The organism is Streptomyces sp. R-74717 (assembly GCF_047305335.1).
In the GTDB taxonomy this organism is placed as follows: Bacteria; Actinomycetota; Actinomycetes; order Streptomycetales; family Streptomycetaceae; genus Streptomyces; species Streptomyces atratus.
Map to the genome: position 1 here is coordinate 5,122,005 of NZ_CP102361.1, position 15,357 is coordinate 5,137,361.

The window sequence follows — 15,357 nt, forward strand, 5'->3', positions numbered from 1 at the left end:
CCGGGTGATCGGTCGTCGGCCACCAACTCACCCTCGACGGTCAGTTCGTCTTCGGTGGCCACCCCGTCGTCAGGGGGCAACTTGTCCTCGGCAAGCGACCGTCCTGCGACGGCGGGTCGAGGCCTGACTCCGCAGGAGCTGCTGGCTGCGGAGGAGGACCGGGCCGTTGAACAGGCCCTCGCTCTGGTCGGGCGCCAGTCGTCAGGTGAGCCCCACCCCGCACGTCGACCTCGGTCCGCGGACCAGCCCCACTCCGCGGAAAGGTCTGCGTCCGCATCCCAGTCCCCGCCCCCGCCGCCGCCGAACCGGAGTACCGACCGGCCTCACGGGCGTGACCGGCACAGGCGGGCTGCACCCTGGCGTGAGGTGCGGGCCCTCGCCGCACGGTCGGGCCGGAACGCTCCCGCCCGCGTCCGGCGACTCCCCCTCGACCAGGCGCTCGGACACGTACTCGCCGAGCCGCTCGTCGCGCTCACCGACCTGCCGTCCTTCGACACCTCCGCCATGGACGGCTGGGTCGTCACGGGACCGGGTCCGTGGACCATCCGTGAGGTCGAAGGAGCAGGAAAGGAGAAGGGTTCCGGGGACACGGGTGTGGGTCCGCGCGCAGGCCAGGATCTGGGCATCCTTGCCGGGCACAGCGCCCCCGCCACGCTCCCCGACGGCGATGCCGTACGGATCGCCACCGGCGCCCGCATCCCGGCGGATGCCAACGCTGTGATCCGCAGCGAACACGCTCACGTGGACGAGGCCAAAGGGCTGCTCCACGCGAAGCAGCGGGTGCTCCCCGGACAGGACATCAGGCCCCGTGGTCAGGAATGCCGTTCCGGCGATCAGCTTCTGCCCGCCGGGGCCCTGGTGACGCCCGCTGTCCTCGGTCTGGCCGCCGCTGCCGGGTACGACGAGCTCGTCACTGTCCCCCGCCCTCGCGTCGATGTCCTCGTCCTCGGTGACGAACTGCTGACCAGCGGTCTGCCGCACGACGGGCTGATCCGCGACGCGCTCGGCCCGATGATCGGCCCCTGGGTGCGAGCGCTGGGCGCCGAGGTCTCCGCCCCGCAGCGCCTCGGTGACGACGCGGCGGCCCTCCGGCGCGCCCTCACCACCTCGGACGCCGATCTGGTCATCACCACCGGCGGTACCGCCTCGGGCCCTGTCGACCACGTCCACCCGGTCCTTGCCGAGATCGGGGCCGAGTTGCTGGTCGACGGCGTTGCGGTCCGCCCCGGTCACCCGATGCTGCTGGCCAGGCTCAAGGCGGAGGGTTCAGACGTGAGCCCGTATCTCGTCGGACTGCCCGGCAATCCCCTGGCCGCCGTCTCCGGGCTCCTCACGCTCGCCGAACCGCTGCTCCGCGGGCTGGCCGGCCTTGCGCCGGAGACGCCGTACCGGGTCGTCGTATGCGACGAGGTGCACGGGCACCCGCACGACACCCGTCTGGTGCCCGTCGTCCACCGCGCAGGCAGTACCGGCGACAGCGCCGGCTATCTCGGCGACGCGGGAACCGGCAGCGGCGCCGAGCACGTCGTACCGCTGCACTACAACGGTCCGGCGATGCTTCGAGGAATTGCCGCGGCGGACGGGCTGGCCGTCGTACCACCGGGCGGGGTACGGTCCGGCACCGAGGTGGAGATCCTCGACTTGCCGTGGGCCTCGGCGACGCCGTGGACGGAAGGGTGTTTCACGTGAAACTTCCCGGCCACGATGCGATGGCCAGGCGTGCCGACGAGCAGGTCGCATCCACGCGGGTGCAGCTTCCGCGAAGGGTTGTCCAAGGACCGGCGCGGCAGGTCGTCAAACGGCTGATGATGGCGTTGATAGTGCTTGCCGTCACCGTGCTGATCGTCTGGCTCGATCGCGGTGGATATCACGACGCCGCCGATGGCAACGTCGACCTGCTGGACGCGGTGTACTACGCGACGGTCACCCTCTCCACCACCGGTTATGGCGACATCACCCCGTACGGGGACAGTGCCCGGCTCACCAATGTGCTGCTCGTGACACCCCTGCGGGTGCTCTTCCTGATCATCCTGGTCGGCACCACTCTCGAGGTCCTTACGGAACGGACCCGGGAGGACTTTCGGCTGAAGCGTTGGAGAACCAACTTGCGTGACCACACCGTTGTCGTCGGCTTCGGTACGAAGGGCCGTTCGGCCATCCAGACCCTGCGGGCCACCGGCCTGAAGAAGGAACAGATCGTCATCGTCGACCCGGTGACCAAGGTGATCGAGATCGCCAACGCCGAAGGGTTCGTGGGCGTGGTCGGCGACGCGACGCGCAGCGAGGTGCTGCTGCGGGCCGAGCTCCAGAAGGCGCGTCAGATCATCATCGCCACCCAGCGCGACGACACGGCGGTGCTGGTGGCGTTGACGGCGCGGCAGCTCAACCGCGGCGCGAAGATCGTGGCCGCGGTGCGCGAGGAGGAGAACGCCCCGCTGCTCCGGCAGTCCGGCGCCGATGCTGTGATCACCAGCGCCAGCGCGGCGGGCCGGCTGCTCGGCCTCTCCGTCCTCAGCCCCAGCGCGGGCACGGTGATGGAGGACCTGATCCAGCAGGGCAGCGGTCTCGATCTCGTCGAACGGCCGGTGATAAAGGCCGAGGTGGGCAGGAGCGTCCGGGAGACCGACGATCTCGTGGTCAGCGTGTTGCGGGGGCATCGGTTGATCGGATACGACGATCCGGCTGCCAGTCCGCTGCAGTTGACGGACCGTTTGATCACCATTGTGCGCGCCTCGAGCGAACCACCGTTGAGCAACCCGGCTACGGGCACACCGCGCACGTAGCCGGACATCGCGCCGCGCCCGTAGCCCAGGCATCGCGTCGGCACGGTTCGCTTCCGCCGCCCCGGCCCGCCGGCCACGGTGTCGTCCGGCCCCCTTCCCAAGGTGTCGCCAGCCAGCCCACATGGTGTCGCCCGGCCTCCCGGCGCCGTGGCGCCGGGAGGCCCGCGCCACGGAGTAGCCTCGCCGCCATGTATGCGATCACGATCCCCGAACCCGGTGGCCCCGAAGCGCTCGTATGGGCCGAGGTACCAGATCCGGTAGCCGGCGAGGGCGAGGTTCTCGTCGATGTCGTGTCCAGCGCGGTCAATCGCGCCGATGTGCTGCAGCGGCAGGGGTTCTACAGCCCGCCGCCCGGCGCCTCCCCGTACCCGGGCCTGGAGTGCGCGGGCCGTATCTCGGCCATCGGGCCCGGTGTCACCGGCTGGTCGGTCGGCGACGAGGTCTGTGCGCTGCTCGCAGGCGGCGGTTACGCGGAGAAGGTCGCCGTACCCGCCGGGCAACTGCTGCCCGTACCGGACGGAGTCGACCTGATTCTGGCCGCGGCGCTGCCCGAGGTGACGGCCACGGTCTGGTCGAACGTGTTCATGGTGGCCCATCTGCGCCCCGGCGAGACGCTGTTGGTGCACGGCGGGTCCAGCGGCATCGGCACGATGGCGATCCAGCTCGCCAAGGCCGTGGGCGCAACCGTCGCGGTGACCGCGGGCGGACCGGAGAAGCTCGCGCGCTGTGCGGAGCTCGGGGCCGACATCCTGATCGACTACCGGAAGCAGGACTTCGTCGAGGAGCTGCTCAAGGCGACGGACGGGGCCGGTGCGGACGTCATCCTCGACATCGTCGGTGCGAAGTATCTGGACCGGAACGTGAAGGCACTCGCCGTCAACGGCCGGCTTGCCATCATCGGCCTCCAGGGCGGCGTCAAGGGCGAGCTGAATCTGGGCGCTCTCCTGAACAAGCGGGCCGCCATCACCGCTACCTCGCTGCGTGGCCGTCCGCTCGACGAGAAGGCCGCCATCGTCGCTGCCGTACGCGAGCACGTCTGGCCGCTGATCGCCGGCGGTGTCGCCCGACCGATCGTGGACCGCACGCTGCCGATGCCCGATGCCGCCGAGGCTCACCGGGTGCTGGAGTCCAGCGCACACATCGGAAAGGTGCTTCTGCAGACCCCCGCGGGCTGACGCGCGCCCCGCACCGAGCACACGCAACGGGCCCGGCACGCAGGTCGTCGACCATGTGCGCCGGGCCTCGGTGTTGCTGCGTGATCGAGGTGTACGAACCAATTGCGATGTACGGACTAGAGATACGGGCCCGACCGGATGGCCCCGTGGTGGTCCCCGCTGCCGTCCTCGTCCTCGTGCCCGCTCCCCGGCGGAAGGGCGCGGCGCATCTGCTCCAGCTGGGCCCGCGCCGCCATCTGCTGGGCGAACAGCGCCGTCTGGATGCCGTGGAAGAGGCCCTCCAGCCAGCCCACCAACTGGGCCTGTGCAATCCGGAGTTCCGCCTCGGAGGGCACCGACTCATCGGTGAAGGGCAGGGAGAGCCGCTCCAGCTCCTCCACCAACTCCGGCGCGAGGCCGTCCTCCAGCTCCTTCACGGAGCTTGCGTGGATCTCCTTGAGCCTGACCCGGCTCGCCTCGTCGAGAGGAGCCGCCCTGACCTCCTCCAGGAGCTGCTTGATCATGCTGCCGATGCGCATGACCTTCGCGGGCTGTTCGACCATCTCCGTCACTGGGACCTCACGCGATTCGTCGTCAGTGCCACCGCCGCCGATCGCCATGCCGTCCTGCCCCACCACGAGGACTTGGGGGTGCTCCTGCGACCGTTCATTCCTCGGCATCTCCATGGCGCCATTGTCTCGCACACCTGCCGTCCAACACGGTGGTGCCCCCGCAAACGGTAGATCCACCGTTTTCGAGGGCACCGAATCAGCCGGTCAGGCCACTGACAGCACCGCCCGTGTCATCATCCGGCCCGCCGTGCCAGCGCCAGGCGCGACCGCGTGAACGCCGCCGCGAGCACCCCGGCCAGCAGCGGAATGCACACGACGAGCAGACCGATGGTCGTCCAGGGCAGCACGATCGGCGTGTACGCCGACTGCATGGGCTCATGTCGCATCTGCTGCAACGCGTCGCGGAGGTCGACGAGCCGCAGCGCCACCGCAGGCACCAGACCCGCCAGTGTGCCCAGCACCACACCCGTGAGGGCCACCACCACGCACTGGAAGCCGGACAGTGAACGCCGCACCCGCGGGGGCGCGCCCACCGCGCTGAGCGTGTTGAGGTCGGCCTCCGCGTCGGCCTTGGCGAGACCGGTCGTGATCGCCGCCGCGCCCAGGGTCACCACTCCGGCGAACAGGGTCAGGATCAGCAGGATGGTGTCGTCGCGCGAGCTGGGGCCGTGATCGGACTTGACCCAGAGGCCGCCGCCGGCCTGCTCGATCGCGCCGGAGACCCGCTGGTCCTCGGCTTCCGTCGGCGGGTGGGAGACGGCGTACACGCTGCCGGACGGCTCGGTGTGCAGGCCGAGCCGCTCCGCGGTCCGCTGCGGAAGGATCATGCGGATCCCTGGGGTGGTCGCGTACTTCGTGGGGGCCACGTACACCTTCAGCCGGTCCGTGGTGGTCCGTGCCTTGCCCGGGTGGAGCTTCCGGTTCTTCTTGTCGCGGTCGTTGTACTTGTGGAAGGCCTTGAGGGTGACCTCACCGTTCTTCGCGTACGCCGGGTTGAGCAGTACAGGTGTGCCCGCGGCCAGGGCCTTGGCGGCTGCCGGGTCGTCGAGCTTCACGTATGTGGTGAGCATGGCCGCGTCCGCCACGATGATTTTGTTCTCATCGGTACCGAAGGAGGTGAAGTTCATGTACTCGTCCAGGCAGGCGGGGGAGTGCATCAGCTTCTTGTGCTCGTCGGAGGAGAGCCGCGCGGCGAGTTCCTTGGCGCCCTTGCCCTTGAGCGGGCAGCTGCGGCCCTTGCCGGTGGGCTTGATCATCTCCAGGGTGCCGCAGCCGTTCTCCTCCGAGGAGTAGACGATGCAGTCGCTGCCTGCCCAGGCCCGTCCGTAGTCGGCGTGCCCGCCGGTGACGGCCATGTTCTGCTCGACGGCGGCCCGGGCCAGCGGGAGCCGCTCGACCGCCTTGGCGTCGGAGGACGTGATGACGACGGTCCCCTTCGTGAGTATGGGGGTGTAGTCGGCCTCGGCCCCGGCCAGGTCGCTGGCCATGTACGTGGCGATGGCCACCGAACCCGCGACGGCCGCCATCACCGCGGCGACCGCGGGAGCGGTACGGCCGCGGTTGCGGGCCGCGTCGCGCAGTGCCATCCGCGGCGAGAGCGGCAGCCTGCGGCCGAGCCGTCCGAGGAAGCCGACGATCACCGGGATGCAGGCGAGCAGCCCGAGCTCGGCGACGACCGATCCGCCGGCGACCAGCGTCTTGTCCCCGCTGGTGCCGCCATAGACGGCGGCGGCGCAACCGATGGCCAGTACGCAGGCGCCCACGACGGGCAGCACCCGGGAGGAGCGGCGGACGCCGCGGCGGCCGGTGAGCGACTCCAGTACGGACTGCCGGCTCGCCACGATCGCGGGGGCGAACGCCGCCAGGAGACCGGTGACCAGGCCGATCACGGCGATGACCAGCAGCTCCGTCGGCTTCAGGGAGAGGGAACCGAAACGCTGTCCGGACCACTCCTCGATCACGGGGCGGAACGCCGCGGTGAGCCCGAGTCCGGCCGCCACACCGGCCACGGCTCCGACGCCGCCGAGCACGAGACCGCCGCCGAGCACCACGGCCCGGACATGGCGCCGATCCCCGCCGCAGGTGCCGAGAAGGCCGAGCTGGCGGCGGGAGCGGCGCGCACCGACCGCGAAGGCCGGTCCGGCGAGCAGCACGATCTCCAGGACCGCCATGGCGATCACGGTGACGAGGGCCGCACTCAGCTCCCCGGAACTGTACGAGTACGTGTCGGGGTACTTCTTGGCCAGCGGGACCTCGGAGTCCGGCGGCGGGTCGAGGACGACCTGACGGGACTTGACGAGAACGCCCGACTTATTTGCCTCCATGACGTGCGGCCAGGTCACGCCCGCCCCTTCGGGGCCCTTGACCAGCCAGTCCTTGGAGCCGGTGTTCGGCGGCAGCACCTTCTTGTCGTGGGCGGCCCTGGCCTTCCACGGGGCGATGACCGCTCCCGGGTCGGCGTACAGCGCCTTGGCCTTCAGGTCGTCCGGCAGCTCGACCACACCGGTGATCCTGTACTTCTGACCGGAGTTGCGCACGGTGGTGGTCGAACCGACCTGCAGCCCGGTCGACTTCAGGAACGGCTCGGTGGCGGCCACCTCGCCCTTACCGTGCGGGTAGGCACCGCGCACCAGGTCGATCTTGCCGCGGGCCAGCTTGTCCGACGTGCGGAACTCGTAGATGTCGGTGTCGGCGATGCCGTACCCGGTGGTGATGCTCGCCGGGACGGACTGGATGCTGATCGCCCGTGAGCCCTTGGGGAATGTGGTCCTGACGTCGATCGAGGGGCCGGTGTCGTCCCACGGCGCGCTCTCGTCGGCCTGGTTGTACATGTCCCCGTCGGGCATCTGCTCGATGGGGCCGATCTGCTGGTCGCTGAAGAGGGCGTCGGCGGAGCCCATCTCGCCCGTCAGCTGCTCGGCGGTGGTCGGTGTGATGCTGCGGTACGTCACATCGAGGGCCGTGACGCCGAGCACCGGTATCGCGATCATCGCGACCACCAGTGCGCTGCGGCCCTTGGCGCGCATCGCGTCGCGCCTGGCTATACGGAGGGAGGCGCGCCAGCCCGTGAAGACGCTCACTTGGCGCCCTCGGCGGCCAGCAGCGAGTCGGCGTCGGCGGTGAGCGTCTGGTCGACGATCGAACCGTCCCGGAGGAACACGACCCGGTCCGCCCAGGCGGCGTACCGCGGCTCGTGCGTCACCATGACGCCGGCCGCACCTTGGTCACAGCGATTGCGCAGCAGCGCGAGCACGGCCTCGCCGGTCTCGGAGTCGAGTGCCCCGGTCGGTTCGTCGGCGAGCACGAGGCGCCGGTCCCCCACCAGCGCGCGGGCGATCGCGACGCGCTGCTGCTGACCGCCGGACATCTCGTCCGGGAACCGGTCGGCGATCTCCAGGAGCTTCATCTCCTCCAGCGCCGCCCGCGCCTCCTTGCGGGCCTTGCGCACGGAGACCCCGTCGAGCTCCCGCGGCAGGGCGATGTTCTCGGCGGCGGTGAGCGCCGGGATCAGGTTGTAGTCCTGGAAGACATAGCCGACGCTGCGGCGGCGCAGGGCGGCGACGCCCTTGCGGCCGAGGCCGGAGATGTCCTGGCCCTCGATGATGACCTGGCCGCTGGACGCGGTGTCGAGACCGCCCGCGATGGTCAGCAGGGTCGACTTGCCGGAGCCGGAAGGACCCATCACGGCGACGAGTTCACCGGCGTGCACGGAGAGGTCGATGCCGCGCAGGGCCTGCACCTCGGCGATGCCGGTGCCGTGGGTGCGGGTGAGTGCTCGGAGTTCGAGCACCGGCGTATCGACCGGCAGCGGCGAGCCGGACGAGGACGCGGATCGGGACGGGGCGCGCGAGGACATGGTGGGTGGTTCCCCCTTGGAACGGGTCTGTGTGGCCGGCGCCGGCCACGGAAGCGGTTCGTGGCCGGTGCCGGGTGCGTACGTGGCAGTCCGTCGTCGGCGCCCGGTGCGCACGTGAATGGCCTGAGGGCAGCGCCGGTTTCCGGGTGGCCGGTGGTCAGCGCCGGCTGCGTGGGCGGGCGGTACGCGCCGGGGCACGGTTGGCCGTACGTACCTCGGGCTCCGGCTCCGTGGCGGCGGCCTCGGCGAGGCGGACCAGCCGGGACTCGCAGTGATCCAGCCAGCGGGCCTCGGCCTCCGCCTGGAAGATCAGCTGCTCGAGTACGAGCAGCCAGGCGACCTCGTCGCGGTTGGCCGGGACATCGGCGAGGGCCTGTGCCTTGAGGCGGGTGTAGTCCTGCATTGCCTTCACGGTGTGGTGGCGCTGGGACTGGATGACGGCCCGGATGTCGACACCGGGCGCGCCGACCGCCATGGCGAGCTTGATGGCCAGCTCGTCGCGGGGCGGGTTGCTGCGGTCGACGGGCGTCTCGAACCAGCTCCGCAGCTCGGTGCGGCCGTCGTCGGTGATCGCGTAGAGGGCGTGCCCCTGGTCGTCCTCGCCGTCCTGGGCGACCAGGCCGTCGCGCTCCAGCCGGCTCAGCGTCGTGTACACCTGGCCGACGTTGAGCGGCCAGGTGGAGCCGGTGCGCGACTCGAATTCGGTACGGAGCTGGGAGCCGTATCGGGGCCCCCGCTCCAGCAGGGCCAGCAGCCCGTGGCGGATCGACATACTGAGTATGTATACCGAGTATGCTGCTCGATGCAAGCCCTCAGCCGGAGTGTGTGGGAGCTGGTGGGAGGCCTGTGGATCGTCTCAGTTCGGGCGGCGCAAACGGAATGCCAGGAAGCCCAGCCCCAGTCCTATCAGTGCGATTCCCGCGCCCAGCGACACCCGCTGCACCCGCTCCACGGACGGCCCGTCGCCGGCCTGCGGAGCGAGCCGGCCGGCCTCGGGGGGCGTGCTCGCCGCCGGTGTCACGGCGTTCACCGGCGCCGGGTCGGTCGCCGCGGGCCGCGCGTCGGGCTCGTCGAACGAACTGTCCGCGGGGGTGAGCTCCCACGGCGGGAGCTGCCGCCCGGGCCGCGGCCGCCCCTCCCCGGCCTCACGCCCGGCGAGCGGGGGCTGCGCTTCGGGAAGCAGCGACCCCGCGTTCGCGCGCGGCGGAGGGAGCGAGGCCGAGGGGGAGCCGGAGGCCGGGGAGGAGGGCGGAGGGGGTGCCGGAGGTGCGGGGGCGGCCGAGACGCTCCCCGAGGGAGTGGTTGTCGGCATGGCCGAGGGTACGGCCGAAGGAGTGACCGAACCCTTGCCTGACGGTTCGACACCGGGGGTGGCGGGAGGCGGGGCGGAAGGTCCGGCCGGCGCGGTCGTGGGTGGCGTCACCGCGGTGCTGTCCGCCCCCGGCGTCCCATCGGGGGTGCGCCGGTCCGCGTGTGCCACGCCAGTTGCGCCCCCCAGCGCCGCGCCCGCCGAGAATATGAGACAGACCACACACCTCGTGGACCGTGAAGGGAGAAGTCCTGGAGCCATGAGGGCAGCGTCACATGTGACGGTATGTCCGGCATCTCGGACATGTGATGGTCCCTGGAGGTGCCGTCACATGTGTGCGGCTCGGAAAGCCCCCCTCACATGTACCGGGCCGTCACCTCCGTGTACCCGCGTACGCGCCCGCTCAGGCCGGGTCGCCCGTCGCGATGCGCAGCTCGAAGTGGGCGCCCGTCTTGGGCACAGCGGTCCCGGAGGTGGGGAACTGGTCGACGACCTGGTCCTCGGCGTAGGCGTTCCCCGGCACCTTGATCTGCTTGATGGTCCAGCCCGCCGCGTCCGCGCACGCTTTCGCGGAGAGGATGTCCTTGTACATGAAGTTCGGTGCGTCGACCTTGTTCGGGTCGTCGCTGTCCTCCATCGCGTCCGTGCAGTCCTCGGTCTTCATCGTCCGGTTCCGCTCCGGATCCTTGTGCTCGCTCGCGGCCGACGATTCACTCGCGGAGTCGTTGTCGCCCGGACCCGGGTCGCCCTTCAGCGAGAACACCGTGATCAGCCCGCCGATCGCGATCAGCGCGACCACGATCGAGCCCACGATCACCGGCATGTTCCGCTTGGAGCCGCCCGTGCCGGAGCCGGAGTGCGTCTGCGGCGCGATCGTGTAGGGCGGCGGGGTCTGCTGCTGCATCGGGGACATCGGCGCCTGACTCCGGTACGCCGGAGCCGACTGCGGATAGCCGTACGACGGAGCCGGAGCGGGCGCCGGGGTCGGCGGACCGTACGGCCCCGACTGGGCACCGGACTGGTACGGGCCCGGCTGGTACGGCGTCTGGACGTTCTGCGGCGCCGGGGTGGACTGGTCGACCGGCGGGAAGACCGCCGAGCCGACGCCCGATCCGCTGTTCGACGGCGCGCCGCCGCCCGCGACGATCACCGGGGCGCCCGTCTGCCCGCTCGCGTTCAGCACGCGCGCGATCTCGTCCTGCATCGCCGCGGCGCTCGGGAAGCGCTCGTTCGGGTTCTTCTTCAGTGCGCGGGCGACGAGTGCGTCCATCGCCGGGGTGATCGACCGGTTGATGGTGGAGGGCGCGACAGGCTCCTCCTGGACGTGCGCGTACGCGATGGCGAGCGGCGAGTCCGCGTCGAACGGGATGCGTCCGGTCAGCAGCTGGAACAGCATGATGCCGACCGAGTACAGGTCGGAGCGCGCGTCCACCCCGCGGCCCAGGGCCTGCTCGGGGGAGAGGTACTGCGGGGTGCCGACGACCATGCCGGTCTGCGTCATCGATGTGACGCCCGACTGCATGGCGCGGGCGATGCCGAAGTCCATGACCTTCACGACACCGCGCTTGGTCACCATCACGTTGCCGGGCTTGATGTCGCGGTGGACCAGGCCCATCTCGTGGCTGGTGTCCAGTGCGGCCAGTACGTCGGCCGTCACCTTGAGCGCCCTGTCGGCCGGCATCGCACCGTAATTCCGGATGTCCGCCTGGAGCACGGAGCCGAGCGGCTGCCCCTCCACGTACTCCATGACGATGTACGGCATCAGCGCGCCGCCGAGCTCGTCCTCGCCGGTGTCGAAGACCGAGACGATGTTGGTGTGCTGCAGTTTGGCAACGGCCTGCGCCTCGCGCCGGAACCGCTCACGGAAGGACTGCTCGCGGCCCAGCTCCGTGTGCAGCGTCTTGATCGCGACCTGGCGGTCCAGTGCGGAGTCGTACGCCAGATATACGGACGCCATCCCGCCCTCGCCGAGCAGGTCGCGAAGCTGGTACCGGCCGCCGGCGACCGAACCGCCCGCATAGCGCCCCTGAGCGCCGTGTGCGCCGTCCTGGCTCATGACTTGCTTCCCCCTCGGCGCGCGACTGACGCGATGATCCCTTATTACGCGCCAAGTCTGCCCGAGGGGTACGACACGTCAAGCCAGGTGCCCGTTCCGTGACCCTACGCACAAGAAGAGTCTCGGAAGCGTTACAGGAACCGCATGGAATTTTCGCGCGCGGCACGCCGGCCGGTTGGATGACCCGGCCCTCTCGGAAACGGTGTGTCCGTCGGAGGCTGTAGCGTGACGTGGCAATGCAGCTAGACACCGTGAGAACCCGCGGACGCGCGGACAGATACGACGGCGAGGACTGATGGCACCCGATTCCGAAGCAAACGGCGGCGGAGTTTCGGATGGCACCGACTCCTGGGGCATCGGCGGCGTCGTCGGTGACGGACGTTACCGGATGACCCACCGGCTCGGCCGGGGCGGCATGGCGGAGGTCTTCGCGGCCGAGGACGTCAGGCTGGGACGTACGGTCGCGGTCAAACTCCTGCGTTCCGATCTCGCCGAGGACCCGGTCTCCAAGGCCCGGTTCACGCGCGAGGCACAGTCGGTCGCCGGCCTCAACCACCATGCGATCGTCGCCGTGTACGACTCCGGCGAGGACGTCGTGGGCGGCCAGACCGTCCCCTACATCGTGATGGAGCTCGTCGAGGGCCACACCATCCGCGATCTGCTGCTCAATGCCGAGGCCCCGCCGCCCGAGCAGGCGCTGATCATCGTCTCGGGGGTGCTGGAAGCCCTCGCGTACTCGCACCAGCACGGCATCGTGCACCGTGACATCAAGCCCGCCAACGTGATCATCACGAACTCGGGTGCGGTCAAGGTGATGGACTTCGGCATCGCCCGTGCGCTGCACGGCGCGCAGTCGACGATGACGCAGACCGGCATGGTCATGGGCACGCCGCAGTACCTCTCCCCCGAGCAGGCGCTGGGCAAGGCCGTCGACCACCGCTCCGACCTCTACGCCACCGGCTGCCTGCTGTACGAACTCCTGGCGCTGCGGCCCCCGTTCACGGGTGAGACACCGCTCTCCGTGGTGTATCAGCATGTACAGGACATTCCGGTCCCGCCGTCCGAGGTCCTGGACGCGGTGCCGGCGGAGCTGGACGGGCTGGTCATGCGCTCGCTCGCGAAGGACCCGGACGACCGGTTCCAGAGCGCCGAGGAGATGCGCGGCCTCGTCCAGTACGGCCTGCAGATGCTTCAGGTGCAGGGCGGCCACACGGGTACGTGGAACACCGGCCCGGTTGCGATGCACGAAGGCGGACACACCCCGGCCATGGGCATCGCCGGGGGCACGATGGCGATGAACCACCCGCAGCACGGGGACACCTCGCAGGGCCCGATCCTGCCTCCGATGAACCCCGACGACGGTGGCTACGAGGGCGGACACCAGGGCGGAGGCGGCCGCGGCAAGCTGTGGCTGTTCGTCGTGCTCGCCCTGATCGCGATCGGGGCCGGTGTCGCCTTCGCCGTCAACGCGGCGAACGACACCGGCAACCAGCGCAAGAAGCCGCCGGTCTCGACCTCCAGCTCGCCGGAGCCCTCGAAGAGTCCGTCCTCGCCGAGCGACGAGCAGAGCGAGGAGAGCCGGCAGCCGGAGAACTCCACCGGCAACCAGCAGGACACGCCGCCGAAGAACTCCTACTCCCCGCCGGTCACCCCGAGCGAGTCGTCCGAGCCTCCGTCGACCGATCCGTCCACACCGGCCACGGGCGGCAGCACCGACGGCGGTACGGGTACGAGCGACGGCGGGACCGGTACGAGCGAGGGCGGCAGCACCGGCACGAGCGACGGCAGCACCGGCACGAGCGACGGCGGTACCGGCACGAGCACAGGCAGTACGGGGACGACCGAGGGCGGCACGGGCGGCGATGCCGCCGGGGCCACCACCGGAACGTCCGCGGCGGCGGGCACCACGGCGGGGGCGGGCGGCACCCCTTAGCCCGGACGGCGTTCACGGGGCGTCCTCACCCCGTGAACGCCTCGCACACCGCCTCGTACTCACGCGTCCACCAGACCGCCAGGGCCGACACCGCAGGGAACTGCGGGTCGGCCCTTCGGTCGTGCAGGCAGTACCGCCAGCGCAGTATCCAGAAGTCGTTGAGCCGCTCCCACCACACCCGGTGCACCGCCGCGGCCAGTTCCGCCGCCCCCGCCCCGGCCGCCCGCCGGTAGGCCCCCGCGTACGCCCGTACCTTCTCCAGCTCAAGCTTCCCGGCCGGCTGTACGAAGAAGATCACCGCGGCCCGTACCGCCTCCTCCGCGCGCGGCTGGACCCCCAGCCGGTCCCAGTCGAGGATCGCGACCGGGTCCGTGCCCCGGTAGAGGACGTTCAGCGGGTGGAAGTCGCCGTGCACCCAGCCGGTGGCCGGGATGTCGGGGGTGGGCGGCCTGCGGTCGGCGTGCTGTTCCAGCAGGGTGCGCCGCTCCAGGAGGCGGTGCTCGGCCAGCTCGTCGAAGGAGTCCCGGGGGCGGCGCCCGCGCACGGCCGCCAGCAGGTCGTCGATCAGCGCGAAGGTGTCGGCGGGGTCGGGGCTCCGGTAGCCGCCGGACCGCCCCGCGAGCCCCGTGCCCGCCTCCATGACCTGTTCGAGCCCGGTGTGCACGGCCCCGAGCAGCGCTCCGAGCCGCTGCGACTGGGCGGCGGTGAGCTGGGCGCCGGCCCGGTGCCGTCCGTCGACCCAGGGGTGCAGGGCGTAGCACCGGCCGCCGATCTCCGTGACCGTGTCGCCCTCGGTGTCCTCCACGGGCGGCGCGACGGGCACGCCGAGTGACTGCAGCCGCTGGGTGGCGCGGTGCTGGCGGACGATCGTGGCGCGGTCGCCGGTGGAGTCGTCGAGGTGATGCTTGAGGAAGTAGGAGCCGCGGGTGGTGGAGACGCGGTAGCCGTGGTTGAGCAGGCCCTGGGTGACGGGCTTGCAGGTGAGCGGCTCGCCGGCATCCGGGTAGTGGCGCAGCACCTCGTCCACCGGAGGAACGGGCGGACGGGGCACGGCCGAACGGGGCACGGACGAGCACAGCACCTCGTCGGCCGGCGGAGCAGACGGAAGGGTTACAGATGAGCGCGGCACTCGCCAGATGTTAGATCACGCTGCGTTGCGGATCAGTTGACTTGCGTGGAAGCCCAGAGTGTGCGCAGAGACGAAGTGCGGGGCGACCCCCAGGTAGGCCGGGACGAACGGCTCCCCGTTCACCTGGACGGGGGCGGCGCCGAAGCGCTCCCGCTGTTCGGCGGTCGGGTGCACGATCTCGGCGGGGCCGGTGAACTGCACGGACCACAGCTCGCCGTCGTCCCCCGGGGGCGCGGCGTTGAAGTTGTCCGCTCCGTACGCCACGACCGTGCCGTCGCAGGCCTCGTGGTAGCCGAGGCCGCTGTGCATCCGCAGGACGACGCGGCCGTCGACCACGATGTGGCGGGCCACCGCCAGTATCGGGAGGGCCCGCATGCTCGTCGCCAGCCGGCCGTACCGGACGCGGCCGAGCAGTTCGATCGCGTGGAGTTCCTCAGAGGGCATGCTCTTCACTCTCCGCCACCGGGGAGGCCGGAAAAAGAGGCCGCGGCCCCAGGTGGTCCGGGACCAAAGTCCCGAAAGATCACCGAGGGCCGCGGCCGCTCCGTGCACGTCCCGGCCCTGT

12 protein-coding genes are annotated in these 15,357 nt (G+C 70.8%); 4 read left to right on the forward strand and 8 right to left on the reverse strand.

Translation table 11 applies throughout. The features are described from left to right. Positions 1–123: 123 nt before the first annotated feature. From NRF20_RS23385 to NRF20_RS23395, 3 genes are all read left to right on the forward strand, one after another. A complete protein-coding gene (locus tag NRF20_RS23385) occupies positions 124–1,689 on the forward strand; it encodes a molybdopterin molybdotransferase MoeA (protein ID WP_413754594.1) in 1,566 nt (521 codons plus the stop codon). Next, on the forward strand, positions 1,647–2,783 hold the full coding sequence (locus tag NRF20_RS23390) for a potassium channel family protein (protein WP_413753219.1): 1,137 nt from the start codon (positions 1,647–1,649) through the stop codon (positions 2,781–2,783). Before NRF20_RS23385 ends, NRF20_RS23390 begins: the two co-directional genes overlap by 43 nt. A gap of 188 nt (positions 2,784–2,971) precedes the next feature. Next, on the forward strand, positions 2,972–3,958 hold the full coding sequence (locus tag NRF20_RS23395) for an NAD(P)H-quinone oxidoreductase (protein WP_413753220.1): 987 nt from the start codon (positions 2,972–2,974) through the stop codon (positions 3,956–3,958). 116 nt (positions 3,959–4,074) lie between these two features. Here the strand turns inward: NRF20_RS23395 and NRF20_RS23400 are convergent, their stop codons facing one another. The 6 genes from NRF20_RS23400 to NRF20_RS23425 form a co-directional block, all read right to left on the reverse strand. Beyond that, positions 4,075–4,623: a bacterial proteasome activator family protein gene (locus NRF20_RS23400; RefSeq protein WP_093894996.1), complete on the reverse strand. Its 549-nt coding sequence runs from the start codon at positions 4,621–4,623 to the stop codon at positions 4,075–4,077. A 119-nt stretch (positions 4,624–4,742) separates the two neighbouring features. Continuing rightward, positions 4,743–7,589 (reverse strand): FtsX-like permease family protein, encoded by a 2,847-nt coding sequence (locus NRF20_RS23405; RefSeq protein WP_398628349.1) that lies wholly within the window; start codon positions 7,587–7,589, stop codon positions 4,743–4,745. Further along, positions 7,586–8,365: an ABC transporter ATP-binding protein gene (locus NRF20_RS23410; RefSeq protein ID WP_266359899.1), complete on the reverse strand. Its 780-nt coding sequence runs from the start codon at positions 8,363–8,365 to the stop codon at positions 7,586–7,588. Before NRF20_RS23410 ends, NRF20_RS23405 begins: the two co-directional genes overlap by 4 nt. Before the next feature lie 157 nt (positions 8,366–8,522). Next, a complete protein-coding gene (locus NRF20_RS23415; protein WP_398628347.1) occupies positions 8,523–9,137 on the reverse strand; it encodes a PadR family transcriptional regulator in 615 nt (204 codons plus the stop codon). Positions 9,138–9,221: 84 nt separating this feature from the next. Next, on the reverse strand, positions 9,222–9,677 hold the full coding sequence (locus NRF20_RS23420; RefSeq protein WP_413753221.1) for a hypothetical protein: 456 nt from the start codon (positions 9,675–9,677) through the stop codon (positions 9,222–9,224). A 400-nt stretch (positions 9,678–10,077) separates the two neighbouring features. After that, positions 10,078–11,730, reverse strand: coding sequence for a protein kinase domain-containing protein (locus NRF20_RS23425; RefSeq protein WP_398628345.1), 1,653 nt, complete (start codon positions 11,728–11,730; stop codon positions 10,078–10,080). Positions 11,731–12,025: 295 nt separating this feature from the next. Here NRF20_RS23425 and NRF20_RS23430 point away from each other — a divergent pair, with 295 nt between their 5' ends. Further along, complete coding sequence (locus NRF20_RS23430; RefSeq protein ID WP_413753222.1) at positions 12,026–13,663, forward strand: protein kinase domain-containing protein; 1,638 nt, start codon at positions 12,026–12,028, stop codon at positions 13,661–13,663. Between the two features lie 25 nt (positions 13,664–13,688). Here NRF20_RS23430 and NRF20_RS23435 read toward each other — a convergent pair whose 3' ends face one another. Together NRF20_RS23435 and NRF20_RS23440 are read right to left on the reverse strand one after the other, a co-directional pair. Further along, positions 13,689–14,681 carry a phosphotransferase gene (locus NRF20_RS23435; protein ID WP_413754595.1) on the reverse strand — a complete coding sequence of 331 codons (993 nt, stop codon included), beginning with the start codon at positions 14,679–14,681 and terminating at the stop codon, positions 13,689–13,691. 126 nt (positions 14,682–14,807) lie between these two features. Then, on the reverse strand, positions 14,808–15,236 hold the full coding sequence (locus tag NRF20_RS23440; protein WP_398628343.1) for a pyridoxamine 5'-phosphate oxidase family protein: 429 nt from the start codon (positions 15,234–15,236) through the stop codon (positions 14,808–14,810). Positions 15,237–15,357: the final 121 nt, after the last annotated feature.